This window comes from Paenibacillus dokdonensis (assembly GCF_004916975.1).
In the GTDB taxonomy this organism is placed as follows: Bacteria; Bacillota; Bacilli; order Paenibacillales; family Paenibacillaceae; genus Paenibacillus_AQ; species Paenibacillus_AQ dokdonensis.
Genome location: NZ_STGQ01000002.1, coordinates 1069902 through 1096009, shown reverse-complemented (window position 1 = coordinate 1096009; position 26108 = coordinate 1069902). Strand labels below are relative to the sequence as shown.

The window sequence follows — 26108 nt, the reverse complement described above, 5'->3', positions numbered from 1 at the left end:
TTTTTATTAGATTATAGGCGTATTCGTAGTTTCTGAACCCCGATATCCCGCCTTGCCTCTCAAGCTGGCTTCTCTGGAAATCCGGCAGACCAGCCGCATCAGCTTGCGATGCAGTCCAGGGAAAAGGATAAAAAAGACATCCATGGTACGCCGCATCGGCATGGGACAAATGATCGCCTCATGACGGTGTATTTTCGCAAATGCGATTTTCGCGAATTGTTCCGGGGTCATCGATTTTTGCTTTTTGACCTGCTCGTTGATTTTTTCCTTATCCATGCCAACGGCATCAGCGGTTGCGTAAATCGGCGTGTCCACGAAAGCGGGGCATAGGGCACTGACATGAATGCCGTACGCCTCGGCTTCATAATGAAGCGAGGTTGTCATGCCCACAACGGCGTGCTTGGTGGTTGCATAAGCAGATGTCATCGGTGCCGGTCCGAGACCTGTAGCGGAGGAAGTATTCACAATATAGCCGAACCCCTGCTGCTTCATCAGCGGATAGGCGGCATGCGTACCATGGATTGCGCCCCACAGGTTGATGTTTATGATTTTCTGCCAGTGTTCCAGCGTCATGTCGCAGAGCTCGCCGTACATCGCAATGCCCGCATTGTTGAACATATAATCAAGTCTGCCGTATGTGCCGAATACCCGGTTCACGAGATCCTCCACCGCCGCGGCACTGCTTACATCCACTTTTTCAAAACAAGCCTCTCCCTGCCCCGATTCATTGATCTGCCGGGCTGTAGCTTCGCCGCCCTCCTGATTGATATCCGATACGATCACGACCATTCCCTTGCCCGCAGCCTCCATGCAAAGGGCGCGCCCGATGCCCGATGCACCTCCCGTAATAATTGCCACTTTCCGATCGTTAGTTTGAAGTGTCGTCTCCGCTGCAAAATTCGATGCTGTCCGCTGATTTTCCATAGTCGTTTTCTCCCCTTCTGTTTTGGATCGTTTCACGAGATTAGAATTTTTAGAACAATCGTTCTAATGTGAATAATGAAAAGCAAGCCGGATCAAGCTTTATCTTTTCCGGATGCCTCCCACAAAAATAGTCACCGCCTGCTGAAATAGACGCTGCAGCGGTTCCCCTTCCATCGTCAGCGTAAACTGGCACAACGTTCCCATCCAGGTCCCAAACAGCAGGGTCGTCTCCTCCACATTGTCGATGTCGAACTCACCGCGCGCTACCCCTTCATGAAAAATGGCTGCATAGGCTGCCATCGGCGTAACCGCAAGCCCTTGCAGCGCCTGCAGTGTGTCGGGAGAGGTACCCGGATTCATGGCGAGCTCCTGTCCGACTGGGAGCAAAGGTGTCTTGTAATTGTTCATGACAAAATGGGCCATCCCGTACAGCTTCTCAACCGAGGTGTTGTACGAGCCGGCAATCGCCTGCCACTTTTCACCCCAATGACGCATCGTTTCCAGGGATAAATGCACAAAGAGCTTCTCTTTATTTTCAAAGTGGTAATAGATATGCCCTTTGCTGAATCCTGATTCCCGTGAAATATCCGCGATCGACGTTCCCGCAAAGCCTTTTTGGGCGAACAGCTGCGTCGCCTTCTCGGCGATCACCTGCCTTGTTTCCTCGCTGTTGTAATGACGTTTATTCACTTGAATGCCCTTCTATCCTTCAATTCATTTGAACGATTGTTCTATTTTGAGTATATTTCAAATTTTTACTAACGGCAATTGAAAAGTGTAACGATCCTGTGTCAAATGCGGCATCATGCAAAAAAGCCGGGCAGAGCCCGGCTTTAAGCTTTTTTTATATCATTACTCTACCAAACTGATAATCCGTTTCTTTTTCCATGACAGCCAGTAATAAGAATAGACCAATATCATGCTGACGATAAATGCTGCCGGATATCCCAGCCAAATGCCGCGGATGCCGAGATTTGTATGGTAGGAGAGCAAGTATGCCACCGGCACCTCAACACACCAGATCGAAATCACGCTGAAAATCATCGGCCAGAACACAACCCCGCTCGCCCGCATCGTTGCCGCAATAATCTGCACATGACCAAAAATCAGGTAGCTCCATAACGTAATCATAAGCAACTGATGGGCAATATCCAGCGTCTGCGGACTTGTAATGAACCAGGACAAAATATTTTTCGAGAAAATGTAAATCGGAATCATGAGCACCACGCCGATGATATAGTTCAGGACGATGCCGGCGCGGATGACCTCTTTCAGACGTTCTTGCTGTTTGGCACCAATGGACTGCGCCGCAAGGACGGAAACCGTCATGCCCAAGCTGATTGCCGGCATCTGCACATAGCTCACCACCTGATTGACCGATCCGTACGCGGCGGTGGCATTTGAGCCAAACCGGTTCACGAATACGATTACTGCAATCTCAGACAATGAAACGAGAATCATGCTAACGCTGGATGGAATCCCCAGCCGGAGCAGCAGCTTCAGCATCTCCTCGTTCATACGCAAATGCTTGCGGACTGAAGCATCCAATCGAAGCGGGCTTTTCTTCCAATGCGCATACAGAAGCAACAGAACAAACGTAATGACGGTTGAAATCAAATTCGCATATGCTGCTCCGTAAATCCCGCATTTGGGCAGACCCAGCCATCCGAAAATCAGAACCGGCAGGAATACCAGATTCAAGACCGTACTGACGATCAGTGAATAAAAAGGTGTCTTGGAATCGCCGGTTCCCCGCATGAACGTGGTATATACCATATATAGAAACATAACCGGCAGGCTCCAAAACATAATGCGCGCATAGTTTACCGTGACCTCCATAATGTTAGCCGGGGTGCCGACCAGGCGCAGAATATCCTCCGTAAAAATACCACCCGCTGCAGCGAGCACGATACCGAGCAGGAAGGTAAAGGTCAGCGTCGTTCCCACTATGCTTTTCAGTTTATCCATATTTCCGGCTCCATACGCCTGGCCAATCAGGATTGCGCTGCCTGAACCGATTCCGATCACAAACGATACAAGCAGGAAAAAGAGTGGAAAAAAAGCAGATAATGCTGCGAGTGCATCCACTCCGATCCAGCGTCCGACAACAATCGCACCAGCCAACTGGCCGATGGACTGCAGAACATTGCTAAGAAGCAGGGGAATCAAAAAAGCGATCATTGCACGGTAGACGCCGGGCTGGACTTGAGAAGCCAGCTGGGGCGCCCCCTCAGGCCTTCGGTTCTCCGCCGCATGTCCGGCGGCTTGCTGTGACGAATTCATTACACCATCTCCCTTTATCCTATAAATTGAACGAAAGTAAAGGTAAAGCACCTCATTTACAACAGCTTGGGCCAAGAAGGTGACAGAATAACCATTATTTCGATTTTTATAGACAATTAATTAATTCGTTTGATTAATACTTAGACATTATATTTTATAGTTTATTTATTATCAAGATATAATTAAAAAAAATCCAGAAAGAGATATTCTCCTCCTGGATCACACCGATATTCAAACGCAGTAAAAATCAAAACATTAAGAGCCGAATTCAGGAGCAGTAATGGAATAATGATAATGGAAAGGGGAATTTATATTTTCCTGCTCTTCATCTTCGCCTGTTCCATTAACCATCGACCATTGACCCGTCATGTTATATTCCCCAGACTCTGCACCCAGCCATACAAGCTTAAATCCTTCTTCTGAAACATCGGGTACTTCATTCGCCTGACCATGCAGTTTAGCGATCCCGTCACCGTTCGTCTCTCCGTCCCCGACAAGCTGGCCGTGGTAATATAGCTTAAAATGCTGTCCAAGAGCTGCGCTGCCGCCCTCTTCGAGCTTCTGAAGGCTCAGCTGCAGTCTCAGCTTCAACGGATCCGCCACAGCAGGTGGCTCCAATAGCTGCTCTACATGGCTTCCATGTGTTCCGGTAACAGCTGGATACCCGGATATAACGTTAAACGAGCGTGTATAGGTTCCCAGAGACTTCTGCGTCTCCCCGGCCTGAATGAGCTCTACGGTTATGGTGTATTTTGCAGGCTTCATCCAAATCGTGCGCAAAGAGATTGGATTTACGGAAAGTTCCTGCAGCGTAAACGGGGTCCCTTCACCAGCATCGAGCGTGACGCTGCGATTTACGAAATTCCCTGTGGAAGAATAATCCTTATACCCATAGTAGTATGCGATTCCGTCAAAGCTCATCTCTTTATCCGGAGTATATGTCACCTTTATCTTAACAGGCGTCTGCGGATCCTGCTTTTCCGAACGAAGTTTAAAATTCAGAGAGTGGTCTTCTCCGGCCAGCCTATCTCCCGTAGGATCCTCTTGAAAATTAAGAACGAACTCCGTGGAATCCACTGGTGGTTCAACCGGCGGATTGACGGGCGGCTTCACTGGAGGAGTTACCGGAGGCTGAACAGGGGGCTCAAGTGGCGGGTTCGGGTTCGATACTGTTCCTCCTGCGGAAGATCCAGATCCTGAGGAAGCCGGGGGCTGCTGTGCACTTGCCGGTTTGGGAGTCTCCATCCGGTCCTGATCCTGTTGACGTTGGTCCTGATCCTTCTTGAGCTGCTCTTTCTGTTCATCTGTCAGTTGTTTTCCGTAGTCTTCTCCAGCCTTACGGTCTTTGTCTTCCTGGGCTTTTTGATTCGCTTCATCCAGCTTCCTTTTCATCTCATTGAGTTTATCTAGCTGGTCCTGCAGCTTTTTACTCAGCTCTTCCTGCTGGCGCTTTTTCTGTTCATCCCTCTCTTCCTCTTGCCTTGCCGCTTCTTGCTGCTTTTGCCTTATCGCCTCCTGCTGCCTTTTGCTGACTTCATCAAATGCATCCTTGGATGGATTCAATGCAGAGCCTGGATTCAGATTTATCGGTTTGGTTGAATCAGAGGAATTACGGTTTGCTTCTTGTATGGCCTTTTCCAGCTCCGATTCAGAGAGTTTATTGCTTCCTAATGCCTGTTTGGCAATATCGGAGACTAGCGTATTCAGGTTTTGCTGTACCTTCTGTAACTCCTCAAGTTTTTTGATTTGTTCTGAAAGATCAGAAGGACCACCGGACTGTTCAAGCCCCTTCTTCATTTTGTTAATGAAATCATCATTCTCCTTATCAATCTCTCCTTTACTTCGGATGAGAGCTTCAATGACTTCCGGCGAAGCATTGGATATGAATTGGGAGATATCCGAGATCGCAGTCTCCGGATTACCTGACTCCGAACCGGAAATGGGTGCAAGCTGCTGGCCGGGATACAGGAGCGTTGAAGACTCTTCGCTGCTGGCCGAATTGCCTTGTGGTGCTGCATTTACGGTTCCGGCCGCAACGAATACCGTCGATTGCCCGGTTAAAGGATCCACGCCCACATAAAAATGCGTCCCTTTGACTTCGAGCCTCCGGTCTGAAGGACTGAGCTCGAAGAAATCCCGGGATTGCCTGAGATCATGCACATCTGCATAGGCCTCTCCGCGCACCAGCTGAAGTTTGGTCGCTGTGTGTCCGTTGGAGGCATTCAACAGCACAACATTAAGCTCGCTGTTATCCCCAAGCGTGATTTGATCCCCCTCATCGGGGATGGATAAAGTAATGCCTCCAATGCCGCTGACAATCCGGTCTCCTGTTCTAAGCTCCATGCCTTTGTATGCGCGGATCTGTTTCGTACCGCCATGACTGATATAGGCAGTGCCCTTGATTTCGCTAATCACGATGGAGCGGTTGCCAGTATCCGCAGCGGATGCTGCGCCTGCGGCCGATGACAGCCCCAGCAGGAGCGCTGCCAAGGAGCCTGTAATTTTAAAGGTTAAACGATTCTTTTTCATTTCGGTCCTCCGTTTCCGTTTATTTGTCCCGAATCATAATGACCTGCTGTTTCTGGAGCCACTGCACATCCCTGCCCAGGCTTTCTGCCAGCAGATGCAGCGGGACATACAGCAGATTGTCACGGTTATATATGCTTTCAGGCAGTTTGAATTGTACTTGCCGTCCATTCTGCCGCAGTTCCACCGTACTTTTCGTAATTGACGTTACCGTAAAACCCAATTCCTCTGCCGTCTCACGAAGAGGTGTCATGATCTGCCCATGCTTCATCTCCGGCTGGACCGTTAACCAGCTTGATCCATAAGCTGCAGCGATTGCGCGATCCGGACGCCCCACTGGCAGCTCGGCCAGCTTCCAAGTACGCGTCCCATCACCCGTGATCCATCCACTGGAACCGTCAGGATTGACGCTGACTCCTTCCGGATGATCCAGCTTTGCGCTTTTTTCAGTCCCGTCCGTTTTGCCCGTTTCGCCCTGAAGCGATCCGAGCAGCGTGTATACCGAGTTGCCTTTTATTACGCGCGAATAACACCGTTCTGGGAATCGGCCACATACAGCTGCTGCAGCCTTGAGGACCAGGCAAGTCCTTTGGGAAAACGGAATTCAGCCAGCTGCGTAGGACCATCCTGGTAACCGCCATCGGCATACAGCATTTTGGTGCTTCGTGTATATTCTGAATGGACTTTTCCAGCGACCGTTGAGACCTTGCCTGAACCAAAATCAATATATCGTATGACCTGATTGCCGGTATCGCTGACATACAAATTCCCCTTGTCGTCGAGAGCCAGTCCCGATGGTTCATTGAACAGAGCCTGGGCCATAGGCCCATCCCTATAGCTCCCGGCAGCGGACACCACTCCCGGATATACTTCGACAGCCCGGTCAGAAACAGTGTTCAGCGTGCGGACTTCACCCGCCGCAGTCACTTTTCGGATGGCATGATTCATGGTGTCGGCGACATAGATCGTACCATCCTTGGCTACGGCTACATCCTCCGGAGTATCAAACCGCGCTTCAGCACCTTTTCCGTCGGCAAAGCCCAATACACCATTGCCCGCTACCGTTGTCACTTTTCCCTGCGTATCGATTTTGCGGATGACATGATTGCCTGAATCGGCAACATACACATTGCCTGCCTCATCGGCAGCGATTCCAACGGGTCTATCGAAAAAAGACTTGCCGGTTGCTCCATCGAGGTAGGCACCAAGCGGCCGATCGGTTCCATCATATCCGAGTGGAATCTCCAGTCCGGCGAATACCGACTTCATCCCGTCTTTGACTTTCCAGATGACATGATGGACCGCATCCGTTAGCAGCACGCTTCCGTCCGGTCTCATCAAGGAACGCTCCGTCATTCGCCATTCATGGGGGATCAAATCCAGTCCGCTGCCTGTTCCCGGTACTGTTGGAAGATCCGGCACGGTCCTCACCTCGGTAAGCAAACCCTCTGGGCGGCTGCCTTCTCCATAGGCATACACCGGTATACTTAGTGCCATAAGCAGCGATAAGGACGCGGCAAATATTTTTTTATGGCTACGCAATGATATTCCTCCGTTTCAGCATGTTTCGATGTTTTTGCTCAAAATGCTAGAAGAAAATCCCACATTTCGATATAAAATCATTTTAATATATTAATCTTCGTATATTAAACCAACTAAAGTTTGTTCTTTTGACATCTCAGGCTTATACCGCGCATAGGAAAAGATTAGGCATGCTTCGATACAAAAAAAAAGCCCGCTTGGCTCCAAGCGGACTTCCCGTTTACCGGTCTTGATCATATTTTTACAGATTACATTGAGTCTATCATCCCACGCGCAATCCAAACGCCCGCTGCACCCGCCTGCGCCAGACCCCGTGTAATTCCCGCGCCGTCACCGCCGCAATACAGTCCGCGGATTTCCGTCTCCAGCGTCTCCGACAGCTTCGGACGAGCCGAGTAGAACTTTGCCTCCACACCATAAAATAACGTATGCTCCGAGGCAATCCCCGGCGTCACCTGATCGAGCGCCTGCATCATTTCGACAAGGCTCTTCATCGTATTGTAAGGCAGTACAAGCCCCAGATCCCCCGGCACAGCCTCCTTCAGTGTCGGCTCTAGAAAGCCTTCGCGGATCCGCGCTTCCGTGGATCGTCTGCCGCGCAGGATATCCCCATACTTCTGAACAATAATCCCGCCATTTGACAGGTCATTGGCTCTTTTGCAAATCTCGCGCGCATATTCATTGGGCTTGTCAAAAGGCTCCGTGAACTTATGCGAGACCAGCAGGGCAAAGTTCGTATTGGATGATCCAAGCGCCGGATCCTTAAAGGAATGGCCGTTAGCAGCCATCGCTCCCGTATGGTTTTCCACCACCACATGACCGGATGGATTGCTGCAAAAGGTTCTGACTCTTGTTCCCACCGAGGTGTTGAAGATGAACTTTCCTTCATACAGATGCTCGTTGATTTCCCGCATGACCACATCTGAGGTTTCCACGCGAACGCCCACATCCACCTGATTATTGTACATTTTCAGGCGGCGTTTCTTAAGAATCGAGGTAAGCCAGCCCGAACCGTCCCGGCCCGGCGCAATCATCACCCGTTCCGCTTCGTAACTCTCCCCATTTTTAAGCAAAATGCCGTGCACCGTATGCGTGCTGCCGTCTTTGGTCGTCACAATATCCTCGACTTCGGCTTTGAACATCATATCGATGCGGGTTTTCAAATATTCATATATCGATTTCAGGATCTCCTGATTCTGCTCGGTGCCCAGATGCCGCACCTGTGCCCGCAGCAGCTTAAGTCCGGCAGCATAGCCGCGCTGCTCAATACCGCGGATGACATCCGTTGTCGGGTCGGTGATGTTCGTCGTCGCGCCATGCTCCAGGTTAAGGGCATCTACGTAACGGATCAAATCTATGACCTTGGAAGGCGATAAATAATCCGTCAGCCAGCCGCCGAATTCGGTCGTAATGTTGAATTTCCCGTCACTGTATGCCCCTGCGCCACCAAAACCGGCCGTTATCGAGCATGCTGGCATGCATCCTGCGAATTCTTTACGGCCTCCTGCAGGCGGACAGAGTTTTATTTTGTCCTCTAGAATCGGACAGCTGCGGCGATAAATATCATGTCCTTTATCCACGAGCAGCACCTTCAGATGCGGTGCCTTCAGCACAAATTCATAACAGGCGAAAATACCGGCTGGACCGGCTCCAACGACAATGACATCATATTTGTTCATCGTGACCCTCCCGAAAAATAATGAGTAGTTTGCACAAAAAAATCCCTGACAAATGAATAGGTATGCCAAAAGCAGCCTATTCGTAGCCAGAGATTTACGGTCTCTTGTAGAAACCCTCACACCATATCAATGAGGATATACGAACAATCATCTTTATATAATCAACAACAGTGGTAAGTTTATCGAATAAATACGAATGTGTCAATCAATATATTATAAATAATTCGTATTTTACAAATTTTTAAACGTTTATCATTTCATATATTACAATATTACGCTCAGAAACCGAACATTAACTGAAACGTCCTTTCCACTCAATTATCTGTCGGCTTACATAAACCCTATGAATTATATTGAAAAATAACCCAACCTTGATTACGATGAAGGCGTTACCAAATAAACGCTGCGTTTTCATTTCGCGGAAATTAACGGGAGGTTATCCAAATGATCAAACGAATTGGGCATCTGGCATTTGACGTGGCTGATATGGAGCAGTCCCTGAACTTTTACTGCGGCATCCTCGGCTTCAAAAAGGCATTCTCTATCGAAGATGATCAAGGCAATCCCTGGATTGAGTATATTAAGGTAAGCGATGGCCAGTTTATCGAGCTCTTTTATGGCGGCCAAAATAAACCGCAGAAAATAGCCCATCCGATCGGTTTCTCCCATCTGTGCCTTGAGGTTGAAAGCATCAATGAAATCGCTGCTCATTTGAAAAACAGCGGCGTGCCACTCGATGTGGAACCCTTGCAGGGCAAGGACCATAACTGGCAGTGCTGGGCGAAGGATCCTGACGGAAACCGGATTGAGTTTATGGAGCTGCATCCCGATTCACCGCAGATGAAGGCGTAAAATACAAAAAGGAGTGTCCTCACCCATACCTGGATGAAGGACACTCCGAATCAGTAATTTTAAAATATTATTTTTTACCGGTATCCTGTGTGCTGCTTTGATCGCTGCTTTGTGTATTCTGAGTACCGTTCAGCGAGTCACCTTCTGTGGTATTCTGCGTAGTGTCTTGTGTGCTATCTGCCGGAGGCGTCGTCTTACCCAGTTGGTCCTCCGGTATGATCACATAAGGCACATTATCCACCAGCACCTTATCTACTTTGGTCAGATCGAGCTTTTTGATGAGTTTAAGATTGACCGAGCTGGTGTAGTCAGCTGCACTGCTGGTTTCGGAACCTTCAGAACCACCACTTCCCGAAATACCGGCAGTCCCATCTCCAGTAGTCCCTGAATCCTTACTGTCATCTGATTTACCGGCTCCGCTTGTATCGCTTTTGCCTGCGGTATCCGCAGTGCCGGTACTGCCTGCCGTACCATCTGTCGTACTGCTGCCGTTTTGCCTCGTTGTCGCATCTGTTCCAGCATCTGTTCCCTTACCCTGATCCTGAACCGGATCCGCAGCACATTTATGATCAAATGCAGGCGATGGTATCTCCAGAATGATACTACCGTCTTTTCCCATAATCGTCACTTCACCGGCCGTAAAATCACGGCAGGACGCCGGCTCCTTAAAATGGAACGTCAGCTGGGTCACCCTGGTTTTATCAGCGTTTTTAAGCGTTTTGGATGTTAATACCGGCACTTCTTTTACAATCTCCGGCTCTTTCTGCGGCGTAACTGCAACAGGCGGCTTCACAGCATCCACAGGCTTCTCTACCGGTTCCTTGATGAATCCACCGTTTGCCTTAAGGACGAGCAGCATGCCTCCAACCACGACAATTATCAACATCAGCACGGAGCTGAGCCTGAACACTTTCGGGTTGCCCCGCAGAAACCTAACTAGCGGTGAAGCCTGCTCGTTTTTCACTTTAGCATAGACCGGCTTCAGGACGGGAGCGGCGGTATCGAAATATTTCCGGACATTCTCTTTATTTTTGAATGCATGGTTATCGTAATTTTTAAAATAATTCACGATGGCTGTCGCATAGGCCGGGACAAGACCGCGTGGACGAACAAATGCCGGCTGTGACGCCGACCACTGAATAAACTCGTACACCGTTTCCGGATTCGGAGCATGCTTGTGCATGAACTCCATCAGCCCGCTGTAATCTACGGCCTCGGTATCCACATCATAGTAAAAGGCCATGGTGATGCTTTCAAAACGGGAAGCTCCCACTTCCTTACGAAGCCAGCTTTGCCCAAGCTGCTGCACCTCGTCCCGCTCCGCGGGTGCCAGTCCCTTTAGCACGGAAAGCTCAGGATGCGGATTCGAAAACCACTGGTACGCCGCCAGCATTACCTCTCCCTTGGATCGGGTACGGGAGTCAAAACGGGACACCCAGGTACGGAACTCCTTCGGATTGTTCAGAAAACCGATTTGCAGCAGCTGTTCTTTTGTAAGCTTATCCACCTGAATATCCTTTAGCAGGAACAAGTTAGCCGCATACATCAGCCTGTCCACAAACCGCGAACCGCCTTCGACTAACGAAAAGCCGCGCTGCGGATCCTGATCCAGCTTGTCCAGCTGATCCAGCAGCTGATTAACCGCTTTGACAGGTTCGGCTTCTTTACGGAGCTTATCGGCCATCTGCGTCTCCGCAAGCTTGGTGAAGAAGTCGCTGTCAAGAACAACCGGATGGTTAACTACCCAACGGTTCAGCAGCTCCACAACATCCCGTGCCTTTGGCGCTTTCTTCAGGCGGTTTTCGATATAAGGATCATACAGCAGCTTCGGGAGACCGGGGCTTGCCAGCACTCTGCTGAAAAAGGCCTGACTCAGCTCCGCATCACTCTCAATCATTGCATAGATCGCCGGCAGCAGATCCTTGCGGTTTTTGGAAATGGCATTATTCAAGGTCCGTATAAAATATTCCACAATTTTTCGTTCGCTATGTTTTTTATCGACCCGGTAATAGTCCTTGATGCATTCCATGACCTCAAGCTCTGGAATCTCCCCTTGTTTGACACTATCAAATTCCAGATCGAAGCTCGCCAAAAATAGATCATTCAGGCGCATTTTCGAGGGGAGGGCTCCCGCAGGCGACAAATAATCCAGCATTCCGCGGAGCACAGCCAGCTTATTCGGTTCATACAGCTTTGCATTGCCCTCCTCAATCTGGAAAAGCACCGCGAGCTCATGATAGCTGGCAATCGAAATTTGACGGATCGGTTCCATGTCTTTGAGCATACGGGCTGCGAACTCGTAAAAGCGCTCAGTACGTTCCGGATTGCCAAGGTTGTCCCATGCAAAATCCAGATACGGCTGGTCGCCCCAGTCCAGATCCGCATTGAATACCCGTCCTGCCGCCAGCTCGAACAGAAAATCCTTCTCGATGCTGCGGTCATTCAGGCGCAGGCTTCCTTTCTCTACGAACATGATCTGAATGCCTTTTTTGCTCTGCGGCTCTTTCGCATAGGTCAGGAACCCAAGCTGACGGCGGACACCGTATGGCAGGCTGGCAAAAAGCAGTGTCAACAGCTGCTTGGCTTTTTCAGACAGCTGCTCAATGTCCACATCCAATACGATATATACTTTTTTCTTGCCGGACACCGAAGCCATCGCCGCGAACAAAAGCTGTTTGAACACCTGCTCATCCATCTTAAGCTCCTGCAGCAGTCCCAGCGCCTCATCCCTGGTGAAATTCCCGCCGCGTTCCTTGGACGGGATCGCAGGCAGCTCCGGAAGCTCCATCCCCTGCTCAATATCATACCGTTCTGCGAAGGCAGCATTCAGCCAGGAGCGGTAATCCGTCTCCGGTGAATCCTTGAAGTCGGCAGGAATGACATAGTTATGTGTAAAAAAGGCGCTGCGCAGCCCGGTAAAGTCCGCCGGCTGATACACACTCCGGCCCACGATCGTCTCGCCGGCCTCCGTGTGAACCACATGCAGGGCATCCGGGTACTCCTGTCCCTCTTTTTCCGTACGTGCCGTAAGCTCTGCAGGAGCATCATATTGGCAGAATGGATGCAGTACTTTTTTGATATAAGCGTGATCCAGTCCCGGCGAGCGGGCAATGGTGTCGAAGCCTTCCGTTGAACGGAAAATGCCGCGCCGCTCACGTGTATACATCTGCTGCTGGATCATATTCGGGGTTAACATCACACTTCGTCTCTCCCCTCAATGTACTTCAGCTTATACATCAGCCAAATAAACGGTTCATCCACGCGGATTGGACTGACCACGGATTGCATTTTCTGATTGGTAGGATTGCTGCCGAGCGCAGACACCGCGAAATATGCCGTATCGGAAAAATAGACATCCATCGTGCCTTTGAACGGTCGGTCTACCTTTTCAATGAAGCGGCGGATTTCACCGTCGATATTTTCAAATTCAGTCAAATTCAGAGCTCTGCGATGCACCATATTGTTGAACACGTTACTGTTCGACTTGATATACTCGCCTTCCTCATCCTTCAGGGAGTGGAGCATATCGCTTTTGGTCAGCACCACAGCGGTGGGAATGTCGGTTTTCCCCTTATCCTCATAAGCGATAAAATCGCCAAACATCGTCAGCACCACATCACGTGGTTCGTCATACTGCGACACCCATTCACCGGGTTCATCTCCCATTTGAATGCGGATTTTGTCACGGATAGAGCGGATTTGCAGCGGATCGACCATAAACAGAATACCCGCAGAGTTCTTGATATGCTGGCCATGCAGGCCGAGGTAATCCTCATCAACCATGCCTTCGCCGGCGACATCGAAAAAGACCAGCGTCAGCGGCGGTTTCGTCTCATCCTTGAACACGAACTGGAAAATAAAAGGCTCCTGCATTCTTTCCTTCTGCGTTGAAGCCAGCAGATCTCCCCGCTCAAACAGCGGTTCCTCGTACATTGTACGGAATTTCCGGCTGATCTCAGCATTCAGCGGCATACAGGCCGCATTGAAATGGTCCGCAGTCGAATGTTGAAGCGTATGAATCAATGACGTCATATACACCGATTTGCCCACCTGGGACGCGCCGATGATGGAAATGATATTGCTCGGCACCTTGCCCGACGTGACCGGAAGCTCGTTATGGCATCTCGGGCACAAACGATGGCGCGTAACGACACCGTAGCGATCATTCAAGCCGACCAGCACATGGTCGGAGTAAACATGATGCTCCTCTGGAATGTCGCCTGGACGCAAAATGGCTTCCATGTCGTACACCGAGTCGAGGCCAAAACGTTCGCGGTAGCGATTAAGCGGCTCGTCTTCCTGGAGTGCGTAATCTTCATCGTCTTCCCGGCTGTGTGCCGCGCGGAAAACAACCTCGTCCGGAGCAAATTTGCTGAAGCAGTACGGACATACAATATCGTAAAAAAGCGGCCTTGGCTCAGCGATTTGTTTCTTTTTGAACATATCAAAAATGCCCATGATTTCTTTCTTCCCCCTTAGAAGTGGGTTATGCATAGGAGGCGCTGCGGAGACGGAATCGTTCCGTCCGCTGTGCTGCGGTGACGGATCATTCTTCCGATCGCTGTTGTCATCAGATTTTTTTGATTAATTTTTACAAGGTAAAAATCCGATGACAAAGCTTATGCTTCCGAAGTGAGCTTTCCTCCGGAAAGCTTTTAGGCGACAACTACGTTTCTTCAGAACGATTCCGTCCCCTCCGCTTCGCTATGCATTTGGTTGTGGTATCTTTGAACGAGTCTCAGAACCGACTCGTTATTATAAATTTGATAGAACTTACAAGGATGATTTCCTTAAAGACCCTGGTTTAATTATGGACTAGCTATGCCTCATCAGACAAACTCTATCCTTCATCTTCATGACTATCTATCCATCCTTCCGAAAAGCTCTCGTTAAAATTCGAAATCTCTCGAATTGAAAGCAATTAGATAGGACGCTGATTCAATTTAGAATCAGCCTTTCCTAGATACACATCCCTTAGGAGTAGCGTGCTTCCTTTGAAATCGCGTTATTACCGATAATTGGCTTCAGCGGAGAAGGCGGAATCGTTCTAAAGAAGCGGAGCGTTCGCCTAAAAGCTTTCCAACGGAAAGCTACATCGGAAGCATAGGCTTTCCTTGGATTCCTATTATTTCCCCTTCAATAATAGGAATCCAAGGGCAACAGCGATCGAAAGAATGATCCGCATTCGGAGCGGTGCTCTCCCGATAGCGCGATTTCAACAGAGCACTCGCTCACTCCGGCACCAGCTCATACAACTGCCCATACCTTTTCCCGTCAGTGAAGAACAGCCGCACATAATCGTTTTTCCCCACCTCGATGATGGGCAGTACATTGCGTCCGGCCTCGAAATCAGTGACAAACGGATACATGGTGCCGTCATCTTTATTCGCCGGATATCCGCCTTCCTTCTTGACGTAGCAGAGAGCTTCCTTCGGAATGGGAATCTCCGTCGTTACCTTGATCTGCACCGATTTGTATTTCTGCAGCCAGCCGCTCTTCTGACGGATGGAGAACCACACCTTAGCTTTGCCGGTGCTGAACTCTTTCCGGTTCTGCCCGTCATGCTGACGGATCAGCACCGGACCGTCCTCCGTATCGGTTGACCCGTATATCGTATAAACAACCTTGCCGACTCCATCGATCCGGTCATGATATCCATTGCCGGCTTTATACTCGTTGCGGGTATACAGCTTCAGCTTGCTCATATTCGGTCTTTGGATGTCAGACATCGGCTCTTCTCCCGCAATATTGCGCTCGATGTAGACCGCCGAAATATCCTCCGGCCAGCGCCAGCGGAGTGTGCAGCGGTCTCCATCCAGCTGATGGGTGACACCACGAATGAGCAGTGAGCTTATATCCGCATCAATAAACCGCATCCTTCATTCGCCTCCCGTGTTAAAATCCTCTGCTGCTGTTATCCTTCGATCGTCCTGAAAATCCGTCATGTGCGCGTCCGGCTGAGCCGGGACGCTGCAGGCCGCTCGCCAGCTTGCCGTTTTCCTTCACCGGAATGATTGCTGTGAATAGAGCAAGCACACCCGCGAGCACAAGGCAGGCTAAGAGGCGGATGACCGCATCGCTCCAGCCCTCACCGGATAATCCGAACTCCAGCAGCAAGCCTGCAAGAAGTCCTGAAACCACGCCGCCAACTCCAAAGCTGCGAGCCAGATATCGGTTATCAAAGATTAGTCCCAACGCGAGGCCAATACCTGCGCCAATCAGTGCCAGCGCCGCAATCCGAAGAATCATGTAAACCGGGCTGTTCTGCGTAGGTCCTGTCCGCTCGGTGATGAGCGTGCGCTCACCCGTATCCTGATAGATTTTCTGAAAGACCACTGATAAGTCGCCCGCATTCTGCACATCGTAATATTGTCCGCCGGTTTCCTGCGCGATGGATTTCAGCAAGCTGGAACCGTCCGACTGCACTAGGCTCAGGCCAATTGTATTCACCTGGACATTCTTTTGCTTATACAACGCGAGCGCCGAATTCAGATCAACATCACTAAAGCCGTCGGAGAGCAGAACAACCATCGTCCCACGTCCCGCATCCCCTTTGTCCTGAATATGCTGCATCGTTTCCGATAAAGCCCGGCTGATATCGGTCCCGCCATCCGTTGCTTCCAGCGCATCAATTTCTCCCAGGATCTTATCCTTTGCCGCCTGGTTCTTCACCTGCATAAAAGGCTGCAGCAGATTTGTCTGATCGCTGAAGACCATAACGGCGACCCGGTTGTCGCTGTCCATCCGGCTGATCATGCTCTTGGCTGCTGTGTAGCGCCCATTGTCCGGATCCGTCTCCTGCATGCTGCCTGAGTTATCAATGACAAGTGCAATATCCTTGACCGGCTTCGCCCCGCCGGCATTTATTTCGTACACGAATTCCAGACCCAGGCCAACCACGAACAGCATCACCAGTGTAGCCGGCACAAGCAGCTTCCACGAGGTTCCCGTATAGCGCTGTCTCCATGAGGGGCCATTCAGCCGCGGCGAGATCATCTCGGCAACCAGACAGGATAACCCGATAAACAAGGCTACCAGGCCAAAATAAAGGCCGATCACCACGATCCAAGGCCATTCTCCGCCCCACTTGTCCAGAATGACTTCCGAGACTCCAAAGCCGATGGCGCCCCCGATCAGACTGAAGAGCAGCAGGAGCAAATTCAATTTTCGCTGCATATGACATATTTCCTTTCCAAAATGGGATAGGAGCTAGCTTCACTCACCTTAGCTCCGGCAGCCGTTCAGCCTCAATACCATGAAATTCGTAGCCGTTCTGGACATACGTTTCATAGTATACCCTGCCATTGCGGTAATACATCAGATCCTCCAAGTGAAACCCGCCCATGATGTTCAGCTTCTCCACGCCGCTGCTTCGCTTCTCATGAACGACGCCCAGCTTGTATATGCGGGAGGTCTCGTCTGCAGTTGACGCATATCTTATAAATTCGCTTTCCGCATCGCCGAAGAAATATTTCTCTTCATAACGGTGCTCCTGCGTATATTCAAGGAGACGCGCATTGATGACCGCATTCTCCTCCAGGGTCCGGTACAGCTTTTTGAACAGCTCTTCCTTCGGCAGAACCTGTCTGTTGCTGTATTCCGTGGTGACATTCGCACGGTTCAGCAGCTCTTCTTCAAAGGTCTGGTCAAAAGCTTCCGCATCAAGCAGTTCCCTCCGGCATACCTCGATCAGCCGTGCCAGTATCCGTTCCCTGCCTTCATCCAGAAGCTCAGTGAAGCTTCCCATAAACCGTTCCTCGAAAAAGATATCGGCACCACGCCGGGATTCTAGCTCACGCATCAGTTCTTCTGTGACCACGCCGTAATATTCCATAATGTTCTGCCCGATGTAATCGTCGGCCGTCCGGATGCTCGCTCGGGCTGCATTCAGGATCGTACTCTGCAGCTCCGTCAGCTCCAGCGCCTTATGCTTATACTCCACATGAATCCTTACAAGCTCCGACTCGTAACGGCGATACAGCTTGAGTTCGGTTTCAAGCAGGAGGAGTTCCAGCTTCCGCTGATACACCGTTTCAAAGAAGTAACGGATAAAACTGCGGACATTATGCTTCTCCATCAGCGGCCGCTTCGGAAATGGCTGCTCCTCGACTCGTTCCTCGTAGTAACCCGCCAGCTGTGATCGCTCAGAATCCAAATGAGCCGACAGATCGCGAATGCGGCTCTGTATCGCTTCGAGTACACTCCCCGCGCCATTCTTCTCATCGGTCCATTCCGCAATTCCGAAAATACCGATCCCGGAAGGCTCGCGCAGACGGCGGCGAATCAATGCCCGCAGCTCCTCTCCGGCTTCCATCTGCTGAAGCTTATGCGCGGTATCCTGCACATAGTTGCCCTGGAAGTAAGCCTCAGAGCCTCCGCCGAAGAGTGCTTCTTCCGCCTCGCGCAAGGTCATCCGCTTCAAAGAAGCGTAGCTTACCGGATGTGTCATCATACCGGTCATTTCCGTGATTTTAGTGCTGTCAGGCACAAGTCTCCCTGCTCTCTCCGATACGGCAGCCTGATCCAGGCCGAAGAACGACATTTTCTCCTTCATTCCCCACTCCGGCAGATTTTTCATCCGCTGCAGCAAACCGCTGTACAAATGATACAGCACCGCGTGGGCAATAGATTCATTCGGACGCTTCACTCGGGAGAATCCGGCAGAAATATAACCCTGCCGTCCGGATTCGGTCATGATATTATTTTTGAAAGAGGTGTTGTTATATCCTCCGCTGTTCATGTCGTAATGACTTTCCTTCTGCTTGCGGTTCTTCAACAGGCTCAGATGGCAAATGATTTCATAGTTATCACGCAGGCCGCCAGCTGCCGAAATACCCCGCTCGTTTTTGTCGGAAAGCACATATACCAGATCAAACAATGGGGCTGGCTGATGCGTCACTGGTATGGACAGGCCGTCCTCCGTGACATGCAGCCGGGCTGAGAAGTTAAAATCAGGACTTTGCATCAGTTCGAGTTCTCTTAAAAAGGCAACCCCTGCCGAGCTGCCGTATCCGAAAGCCTCCATTTGCTCCCGTTCGCTGATCAGCACATATAAATCCATCTGGACCGATTTGAAAGACTGGCTGAAAATAGACTCGGCAAGCAGCGAAATTTCCGTTATGAACACATTAAGCGGGTCGTCGACCCGCGTAATGACAGAGAGATGTATACGGTCAAACGACGAATACAGCCGGCCGTAGTCCGCTATATCGTAGCTGAGCTGCCGCAGTGCGCGGTTAAGCCCATAGAGCTGCTGCTCATCGCGGTAAAAGGACTGATACAGTTCCTTCCGCAGTGATTTGGCATCCCCCTCAGCCGGAGCAGAGGTAAGGACAAAGCGGCTCAGCCGCTGTGCCGACTCTGCAGAACCTTCCCTGTTATACAATCTGGAGCTGCCTGTTCCTGCGGGAGAATGAGGCTGCCCGGAATCGCCATAGGCCGCCCCTGTTCCGACATGAAAGTACATCACGCCGGCGCTATTATCCCATTTTTTCTGGTTAATGCTCATCATGGGTTCGATCGCACCCGCCGCCTTATCGCCGATGAAGAGAAACACGGCCGGGTAATGGATACTGCTCTGGTCATCCCCCTTGCCTGACAGCTTATCCTGATCGGCGGCATAGCCTGCGGCAAACCGTTCCAGTAATTGGTCCATCGTTATTTCAACCTTCTGCGAATGTCATTTAATTTGGAAGACACCTGCTTGTAAAACTGATGACGTTCCTCCCCGTCCGCCAGCTCAACCTTCTCATATTCCAGGCGGTCACGCGCATCAAGGAACGTTTCAGCCAGTTCTTCCAGCTTGGAAAGCAGCGCCGAAATATCCTCGGAAGCCGTCATATCATGATCACGGCGGGCAGCTTTACGCAGCAGAGTGCTCCGGCTCTTCTCATCCAATCCGCGGAAATGCTTATAAACCTCGTACTCCACGTAATTGACGCTCTTCATAAGGTTCGCAAAGGGCTCCCAGGACTCCTCTTCAGGATCCCGATCATATACATACAGCGCGCCCTTTTTGGTAATCGTGCCGGTGTACATCGCTTCAATGAAATGATCCAGCCATTTCTCTTCGTCCTGGTTCTGGCTGATGACCATATCCAGCTCCTGCAGCTTGGCTGCAATCGTCTGATACTTGGCCAGCTCGGCGCGAACGCGCGTAATCTGCTCCGGTGAACGGATCAGATTTTCCTTCGCCAACTCTTCGTTGATACTGCCGAAGATATCCTTCGTGCTCTCTCTTTCCAGTCCGCCTTCAAGCAGACGCTTCAATTCGGTTGCAGCACGCTTCACTTCGCCCAGATTCGGCTTGGCTGTGTTCAGCTGCATATCATAAGCGCGCAGAACATCATTCAGATCAAACGGCTTGGTATGAATCACTGCATAGCGGTTGCTCGTATTCTGGTCGATATCCTTTTGCACAATAATCTTGTAGGTAAATGCCTGTTCGAATTCCGAACGGACACGGGCATTGTAGCCTTGAACCCGCGGATTGACGTAAGTTTCGCCCCAGGATTTTTCCGGAATTGGTGAAGGCAGATACGTCCAGTTCGCACGGTCGGTTTGCACCAGGTGACGTCCAATGCCTTCCTTGTCGAGAATGGTGCGCTCGTAGCTTTCTTCGAACACCTTCAGCGGTGTGTAGACGAAGAGCGGCACCCCGTTTTTCGTATTCAGCCAGAAAATCCGGTTTTTCACTTCGCTTTCCTTCACGGTGAAATGCGATTTGCCGACGGAATTGTTCTGGTAGTTCCGGATCCCCTTCAGAATGCTTGGAGCTTGAACCGGTACAGACACAAAACCCCATGAAGGGAAGTACAGGTTGCCCGCGCTGTTGCTGAGATGGAATACCGGTACGGCCTCCTCATCCAGCTTGCTGGCAATATTGCGTTCCACGAACTTCTCGATGGACTCCTCCTGTCCGAACTTCATGATCAGGAAATCCTCCATGGATTTCGTAATCAGATCTCCAAATTTCTCTGTCAGGAAATCCGAGATCGAGCTGATGATGTCGATTTCCTGTTCTTTGATCCACTGATTGGAGTGCTGCAGCAGCTCTTGGGAAAAGTCGCGGATCAAGTCCTCCACGTCCTTCTGCTCCATCATCTTGTTGATAACCTTGGAAATATCGGGCACGCTGACAATGTTCCAGTAGTAGGTTTTGTTGCCTTTATGATCCTGCTGTTCTTCGCCGCTCAAGAGAATATCTCCGTTTTTGGCGAAAATCGCGTTCAGAGCGTTCAGAATTTCGGTATATACATTATAAATGCGGTTGTTTTCCTGGTTCAAAAGATCATACAGATCTTCGTAGAACTCGATCATCTGCTCTGTACGCTCCACATCCGCCAACAGCCAGTACTCATTAATTTTGGCCTCAATGTAGACGTTCTTCTTTTTGTCCTTGGATACAAAAGCGCTCTTCGCATCACCAAGCCGGTCGTTCGCCTGCTCTCTTGCCGCTTCAATGTCACGCGGAATGCGGGTCAGATTCTCACGCAGCGCTTCGATGTAGGACAGCAGCATTTTCAGGAGACAGAAGCCCTTTTCCGTATACAGCAGGCGCGATACATAGAACGGCCCTTGTTCCGGATGCAGGAAAATACGGCGGATCTGATCGCTGAACTGCTCCACGACTTCGCCCGGAAGCTGCTTCTTCGCCTTGATGTATTCTTCACGGGCACGAGCCAAGAAGTTTTGTTCCAGCTCCGTGTCCATGTTGATGACCTGATTTTTCACGACGTTGGTGTAACTCAGACGTTCACTGTTCTGATAACCCGGCAGCGGCTCAGGCACGCGCGATTCGAAGGTCTTCATCATCGTGTCGAGATCAATGCCCAGCTTGCGGGCGAATTTCTCCACATCCTCCTGGCTTGGCGCCTTCTCGAACATCGTTTCCATTTTGCCGAACAGGCGGAATGCCAGATAAGTCGTCATTTCTTCAATGGGCAGCACCGCGGAGGATGCCCCGATAATGTTGTAATCATAGTTCGCCGGATACGCCTTATTCATCTGTGCAATATTCGTACGAATGTTGCTGATATAGTCATGGATCGCGAATTCTTCGCCCGACTGTTTTTCCTCGCTGGCCATAAAGTTCGTGATATTCTCTGCGGTTACGTTCATGCAGTAGTCATACGCGTTCTCCAGCAGCTTGCCTTCGGTGTTCGTTGCCGAGATCAAATGACACAGATTAAATGGCGGAAGCGGTGAGTTCACGCTCAAAATATTGCCGTACTGCTGCTTGAAGCGCTCGCTGCGGGCATCCACGTTCATCCAGTAGTCAAGCTCTTTCAGCGCGGCATAGCCGTTTTTCTTAATGTATTCGCGCGTATGCTCGCTCAGACTCTTGTTCGACAGGTTCACATCCGGCGTAAACAAGTAGCCGAGCGTATTGACGCGGTCAATCCCTGCCGAGCCGTGGTCGCGTTCGATAATACCGCGTACGATATAGGCGATATCGAGGAAGCAGCCGCTGCCCGTACCACCGGACAGACCCGTCAGCAGAAACACCATCAGCTTTTTGTTGGTGCCTACGGACAAGGTTTTAATCTTTTTATCGATGGCCTGCACCACCTGATTGATCTTGGTGAACAGAAGCAATCGTCCCGCCTGACGCACGCCGGCCGCGCCGTTCATGCCGTCGGTAATGCTGAGCTCCGGAGACAGCCAGTCTGTAACATATGGCTCCAAAATGCTGCGGTTCTGCAGCAGGCCGCCGATTTCCGCATTGGAGAGTAGCACAAATTCATTGATAGAGTCCAGTCCAACGCCTTTATAGCGCTTGTTCCGGTCCTGCTCGTTCGTTTCAAAAGCCAGGAACTCCACGTTGGACGGCTTCTCCATTTTCTTTTTGGAGAGTGGATCCTCAGGCAGCTTAAAGCGACGGTTAATCTGGTATTTCAGACGAAGCAGCGCATCGATGCCCGTACCTCCAAGGCCAATAATGAGAATCGGGTTGTCGATCGTGTCGACCCGAATCTTCTCGCTGACAATTCCTCCGCCAAGTGATACATCAAGCTGCTGTATATGTTCTCTTACTACCGGTTTCATAGTTTCCCCTCCTGAGTAGATCTCTAGGTTCTTATATCCGAATGTTCAGTACAGCACTTAAACCAAGTATTCGATTAATATCGTCTTATCCACCTGCGGCAGCGACACGCTGAGACGGTCGCCGCTTTTCAGCTCGGCTCCGCGGGAGGCATCCACCGCCCGGCCCGATTTCTCAACCATGCAGGCTGAGCCGTTCTTTATCATCAAGCGATCATTTTTTCCTGGCGTAAAGATGACCTTATCTGTTTCTTTCAGCTCCGGTGCCAGCTGGAGCAGCTGATGCAGATTGAACTTGCCTTTGAAGGCAGTCAACCTTTTATACTGCGGATATGTTTTCTCCCCGGTGTTTTCGTCGCGGATTTCCACCACCATTTGGCCGACAAAGCCTTTATTCGCCTTTCGGAACGCTCCAAGAATAAAGTAGGCTGCAGCTGCCAATGCCGCGAGAGCAATGACTCCAATCACTACGGGCCATACAGGAAATGGTTTCTTATCTTCCTTGCTTGGTGCGGGTGTCTGCGTGCTTCCCGCACCAGCAGTTTTCGCACTGATCGTCACCGGCTTGGTTTCCCGGTAAAAGCTTTTGTCCTCGGCACGGGCTCTCAGCTCGTACTGATGCTTCTCTTCCACGGTGTAGGAGCCTACAAAATGGTCTCCTTTATTCGTCAGCTTCACTTCCTTCGTATCTCCGGAATCGAGATCCTTGACAATCAGCTTCGCACTCATGTTATTGTAAAGCCCGTTATTCTGCAGCTTCTGGCCGTTGCTGACAAGATAGGCATTGATGTCGATGGAATCGCCTTTCTTCACCGTAGTAGAGGGCAGCGGATCCATGTCCAGCTCAAGATCATAGTTAAAGATCAGATTAATGTCGATTTTATCCTTTGGAACACCCTTCACCTGCAGCTTCCAATCGCCCTGCTCGGGCTTTAGCAGCTTAAGCAGGGAATAGGTCTTCGATTTGGAACGGAGCACATTCGCTGATGGAATCTGCTGTTCCTTCCCCGACGGATCGGTCAGCTTCACATCAACGGGACTGGAGGAAATCATCGAAATATTCGCTTCCAGCACGTTCGCATTGGGTACGTTTATCGTCACTTCCTGATAGCTGCCGTTAGCAGTAATTGCGGTCACAGGCACAATCTTGAGCTTCTGGTGACTCGCGAAAATCTCACTCAGAATTTGCGGCAGGTCATCCGCTGAACTGGTCGAGAAGGATTTGCCCCCGGTCTGATCCGAGAGTTTCGCCAGCGCATTCTTATTCAGCTTGCCGTCCGCATTCAGGCCGATGGTATAAATCGGAATCCCATCCGCTTTCGCCTCCTGCACAGATTGACTGAGCTCCTGATCGGCCTGCGACTCTGTTCTGCCCGATTTCGGATCGAGTGCATTATTGCCATCCGCCAAGACGACGATCATCGGCTCGTGGCCCTTTTCGGCCCCCTGCTTCAACACCTTAACCGCTTCCTTGACGCCTACGGAAATATCCGTATATGCCCCGCGGTCAAGCTGGTCAATGAACTGCTTGAGATCGGTTTTGTCCGCATCGGACTGAATTTCCAGCAGTGCCTTCTCCCGCTGGATTTTATCGGTATAGGAGACGATTCCTACCTTGTCTCCCCGCGTCGAGAGCATGTCGATGAACATTTTCATCGCTTCGCCGCTGATCTGGTTCGGGTCACTGGCTTTCATGGAGTTACTTGCGTCCATAACCAGCACGGCGTCGATATGAGAGGACTGCTGCGCAGCCGCGGCGGAGACCCCTTTGCCGCTTAGCGGCAGGATCAACAGGACAACCAGCAGAAGACATAGTGCTATTTTATTTTTATGAAGCATAGAATTTCGATACTCCTTCTCTATTAAATTGAACTGATTTTCATAAGCTTTCATTATACTCTAGGAAAAAAGTCTTAAGAATTTCTTAAGAAACGATAAAATTACATCCAAGAAGCATTTTTAACATTTTCCATATGATGAGCAGCGGGTACACACAGCCGACTAAAAACTCCCAATACTTTTATATTATGATATAATTAAAGCCGGCAAAGTTCAATGATCGCAGCCTCCGTGCTCCTTATAGGAAATAAGGCCTAAATCATGTTTTCCAACCATATTTACCCCCAGAAAGGAATTTGAGGAATATGATTGCATACGGATGCCTCGGCATTTTGTTTCTATTTATCATAATTAAAATTGCCGTTTACTTTGGTAGACAGAAGAAAGCACCCACGCCCGAGGATCTCGATGAAACACTCCTGACTATTTCCAACCCGCGGGGTGATCAAACGTCATGAATAAGAAAAAGCCGGTGCGCCTGCGCCCCTATTATAAGACAAGATATACCTATGAAAAGTTAAGAGTTTGCAAACATTGCCGTTCGTTTACCGTGCTTTGGGAAGATAAATGCGCGAGTTGCGGCAAACATATGCTGATTCCCGTCATGGAGCAGGCAAAAATCAACGCCAAACGTTCCATGCAAAGTGAGCGGCTCATCTCCCTCCTCATCACGCTTGCAGCCGTTCTGTTCAGCCAAACCTTTCTGCAGATCATCCTCTGTCTCTTAGGCGGAATCGCGTTGACAGCACTGCTCTGGTGGTTTCAGCGTAAAATGCTTGAGACTGAAACAAGAAGGCAGCTCGATAAGCTGCTGCGTATCAGCGAGCGGCGCATTATCGAAGGAATATATTTGAACCTCACGACCGCTTCTGCTGCCATCAAAGACGACGAACAGCTCGGTTATGAAATTTTGCGGGAGATCGCCACGATTGTGCATAATGACCGAATCCGTCTGCAGCAGATCATGCTGCTTCAGACGTTTGTGCTGCGCAAAGATATGGAGCTTGAGCTTGATCCGCTGATGCTGGACGGCTTCGAGCCCGCCCTCGCGGAATATATCGGCGAGCTTGCCAAAATCAAACGCGAGCTGGTTAAAAACAAAGCCATCCGCTACGTACTTTTATATGAACGGGAAATACTGCGCATGAAGAATGGTGCTGGAATCATGACGACGGTGGCGGGCGCTGCCGTGCGAATGAAGAAATATGTCGACTCGTACCCGGATTTCATTCACCGATATGCCCGTCAGCTTCCCCAAGAACGATTTCTCCGGTTATACCAGCTGGTTCGCCGCAATCCAAACCAATCCTGGAACGGTCTGCGCGATGAAGTCTCAGCCATTTATAACGAAAAATACCGCTGGGATCCCGAATTTCAAAAATGGGAATAAGCCATGTGTCCAAATTCTATTAAAGAGGC

16 protein-coding genes and 1 riboswitch are annotated in these 26108 nt (G+C 50.3%); of the genes, 2 read left to right on the top strand and 14 right to left on the bottom strand.

What is annotated here, in order from left to right; genetic code table 11:
• Positions 1-6: 6 nt before the first annotated feature.
• The 7 genes from E6W40_RS22855 to E6W40_RS22825 all read right to left on the bottom strand — a co-directional run bounded on the left by E6W40_RS22855 (position 7) and on the right by E6W40_RS22825 (position 8954).
• Positions 7-924: an SDR family NAD(P)-dependent oxidoreductase gene (locus E6W40_RS22855; RefSeq protein WP_136607862.1), complete on the bottom strand. Its 918-nt coding sequence runs from the start codon at positions 922-924 to the stop codon at positions 7-9.
• Positions 925-1023: 99 nt separating this feature from the next.
• A complete protein-coding gene (locus E6W40_RS22850) occupies positions 1024-1614 on the bottom strand; it encodes a TetR/AcrR family transcriptional regulator (RefSeq protein WP_136607861.1) in 591 nt (196 codons plus the stop codon).
• Between the two features lie 162 nt (positions 1615-1776).
• Entirely contained in the window at positions 1777-3105 is a 1329-nt protein-coding gene (locus E6W40_RS22845; RefSeq protein WP_136608209.1) for an MATE family efflux transporter, read from the bottom strand.
• 357 nt (positions 3106-3462) lie between these two features.
• Positions 3463-5736 (bottom strand): FecR domain-containing protein, encoded by a 2274-nt coding sequence (locus E6W40_RS22840; RefSeq protein ID WP_136607860.1) that lies wholly within the window; start codon positions 5734-5736, stop codon positions 3463-3465.
• A 19-nt stretch (positions 5737-5755) separates the two neighbouring features.
• A complete protein-coding gene (locus tag E6W40_RS22835) occupies positions 5756-6070 on the bottom strand; it encodes a stalk domain-containing protein (protein WP_136607859.1) in 315 nt (104 codons plus the stop codon).
• 179 nt (positions 6071-6249) lie between these two features.
• Positions 6250-7275 (bottom strand): NHL repeat-containing protein, encoded by a 1026-nt coding sequence (locus E6W40_RS22830; RefSeq protein WP_136607858.1) that lies wholly within the window; start codon positions 7273-7275, stop codon positions 6250-6252.
• A gap of 248 nt (positions 7276-7523) precedes the next feature.
• On the bottom strand, positions 7524-8954 hold the full coding sequence (locus E6W40_RS22825; RefSeq protein ID WP_136607857.1) for an NAD(P)/FAD-dependent oxidoreductase: 1431 nt from the start codon (positions 8952-8954) through the stop codon (positions 7524-7526).
• Positions 8955-9017: 63 nt separating this feature from the next.
• Positions 9018-9117: riboswitch (purine riboswitch) on the bottom strand.
• Between the two features lie 281 nt (positions 9118-9398).
• Here E6W40_RS22825 and E6W40_RS22820 point away from each other — a divergent pair.
• Entirely contained in the window at positions 9399-9806 is a 408-nt protein-coding gene (locus E6W40_RS22820; protein ID WP_136607856.1) for a VOC family protein, read from the top strand.
• Positions 9807-9873: 67 nt separating this feature from the next.
• Here E6W40_RS22820 and E6W40_RS22815 read toward each other — a convergent pair whose 3' ends face one another.
• The 7 genes from E6W40_RS22815 to E6W40_RS22785 form a co-directional block, all read right to left on the bottom strand.
• Entirely contained in the window at positions 9874-13002 is a 3129-nt protein-coding gene (locus E6W40_RS22815; RefSeq protein ID WP_246073172.1) for a GAP1-N2 domain-containing protein, read from the bottom strand.
• On the bottom strand, positions 13002-14264 hold the full coding sequence (locus tag E6W40_RS22810) for a hypothetical protein (protein ID WP_136607854.1): 1263 nt from the start codon (positions 14262-14264) through the stop codon (positions 13002-13004). Before E6W40_RS22810 ends, E6W40_RS22815 begins: the two co-directional genes overlap by 1 nt.
• Positions 14265-15037: 773 nt before the next feature.
• Positions 15038-15682, bottom strand: coding sequence for a beta-mannanase (locus tag E6W40_RS22805; RefSeq protein WP_136607853.1), 645 nt, complete (start codon positions 15680-15682; stop codon positions 15038-15040).
• Between the two features lie 19 nt (positions 15683-15701).
• On the bottom strand, positions 15702-16982 hold the full coding sequence (locus E6W40_RS22800) for a vWA domain-containing protein (RefSeq protein WP_136607852.1): 1281 nt from the start codon (positions 16980-16982) through the stop codon (positions 15702-15704).
• A gap of 43 nt (positions 16983-17025) precedes the next feature.
• Positions 17026-19461 carry a transcription initiation factor TFIID gene (locus E6W40_RS22795; protein ID WP_136607851.1) on the bottom strand — a complete coding sequence of 812 codons (2436 nt, stop codon included), beginning with the start codon at positions 19459-19461 and terminating at the stop codon, positions 17026-17028.
• A 2-nt stretch (positions 19462-19463) separates the two neighbouring features.
• Positions 19464-22853 carry a tubulin-like doman-containing protein gene (locus E6W40_RS22790; protein WP_136607850.1) on the bottom strand — a complete coding sequence of 1130 codons (3390 nt, stop codon included), beginning with the start codon at positions 22851-22853 and terminating at the stop codon, positions 19464-19466.
• 57 nt (positions 22854-22910) lie between these two features.
• Entirely contained in the window at positions 22911-24689 is a 1779-nt protein-coding gene (locus E6W40_RS22785; RefSeq protein ID WP_136607849.1) for a vWA domain-containing protein, read from the bottom strand.
• A gap of 454 nt (positions 24690-25143) precedes the next feature.
• On the opposite strand from E6W40_RS22785, the gene E6W40_RS22780 reads away from it, so the two are divergent.
• Positions 25144-26079 (top strand): hypothetical protein, encoded by a 936-nt coding sequence (locus tag E6W40_RS22780; RefSeq protein ID WP_136607848.1) that lies wholly within the window; start codon positions 25144-25146, stop codon positions 26077-26079.
• Positions 26080-26108: the final 29 nt, after the last annotated feature.